Origin of the sequence: Komagataeibacter europaeus LMG 18890 (assembly GCF_000285295.1) — a bacterium.
GTDB classification, from domain to species: Bacteria; Pseudomonadota; Alphaproteobacteria; order Acetobacterales; family Acetobacteraceae; genus Komagataeibacter; species Komagataeibacter europaeus.
This window is the reverse complement of the sequence record NZ_CADP01000314.1, coordinates 1-1,128: the sequence shown is the minus strand read 5'-3', so window position 1 is coordinate 1,128 and position 1,128 is coordinate 1. Positions and strand designations below refer to the sequence as shown.

Genomic DNA, 1,128 nt, shown 5'->3' with positions numbered 1-1,128 from the left:
AGACGGACAGGCGAAGCCCCATGCCCATGTGATGCTGTCCACGCGGTCTGTGGACGAGAACGGGTTTGGTGCGAAAGAACGCTCGTGGAATGACAAAGAACTCCTGCTGACATGGCGGGGGCGATGGGCGTCGCTCGCCAATGAACGGCTGGCCGAGCTGGACCTGGATGTGCGGATCGATCATCGGTCGTTTGCCGCACAGGGGATCGACCTTGAGCCACAGAACAAGATCGGACCCGCAGGGTCACGCCGGCCGGAGCGCGGTGAACCGTGTGAGCGGGTTGCCGACCATCTGGAGATCGCACGGCGCAATGGGGAAAGGTTGCTGGCCGAGCCGCATGTGGCGCTGGAGGCGCTGACGCGACAGCAGAGCACATTCACCCGTCAGGACCTGGCGCGGTTCGTGGACCGGCATACGGCGGATGCAGAACAGTTCAGTGCTGTCATGGTTCGGGTGGAGGCATGTCCGGAGCTGGTCGCGCTCGGGAAAGACGGGCACGGGCGGGAGCGGTTCTCCACACGGGAGATGATCGGGGTCGAGCAGCGTCTGGAAGGGGTCGTTTGCGGGAGGGGGCGAAATCCTACGCTAAGCTGAGAACGCGCTTCCCATAATCCCTGAGCTCGCCCTTCGGTCCGACATATCTGTATAGAGTGACGCGCTCGATCCCGAGTTCCTTGCACAGATCGGAAACAGACGTGTCGCGCTGCGCCATGGCGGCCTGGGCGAGACGCACCTGTGCTTTGGTCAGGGCGAATTTTCGCCCTCCCTTTCGTCCGCGCGCTCTGGCTGCGGCAAGGCCAGCCATGGTGCGCTCGCGGATCAGATCCCGCTCGAACTCGGCCAGAGTGGCAAAGATACCGAACACCATGCGGCCGGATGCGGTCGTGGTGTCGATCTGAGCGCCTTTTCCGGTCAGCACACGCAGGCCGATCCTGCGGTCTGACAGATCCTTCACGGTGTTGACCAGGTGGGCGAGCGAGCGCCCGAGGCGATCGAGTTTCCAGACCACCAGCACATCGCCGTCGCGCAAGGATTTGAGGCATGCAGCTAAGCCGGGCCGATCATCGCGGCTACCGGATGCACGATCATCATAAATATTACCTGGCTCGATACCGGCGGCACGCAGG

1 protein-coding gene and 1 pseudogene are annotated in these 1,128 nt (G+C 63.1%); one reads left to right on the top strand and one right to left on the bottom strand.

Annotated elements, in window-relative coordinates; all coding sequences use genetic code 11:
• Positions 1 to 580, top strand: a pseudogene (locus tag GEU01_RS22070) (MobA/MobL family protein); the annotation flags it as partial.
• A gap of 1 nt (position 581) precedes the next feature.
• Here GEU01_RS22070 and GEU01_RS22065 read toward each other — a convergent pair.
• The gene (locus GEU01_RS22065; protein ID WP_343204072.1) at positions 582 to 1,127 is read right to left on the bottom strand and encodes a recombinase family protein; all 546 of its coding nucleotides are present in this window, start codon (positions 1,125 to 1,127) and stop codon (positions 582 to 584) included.
• Position 1,128 lies beyond the last annotated feature (1 nt).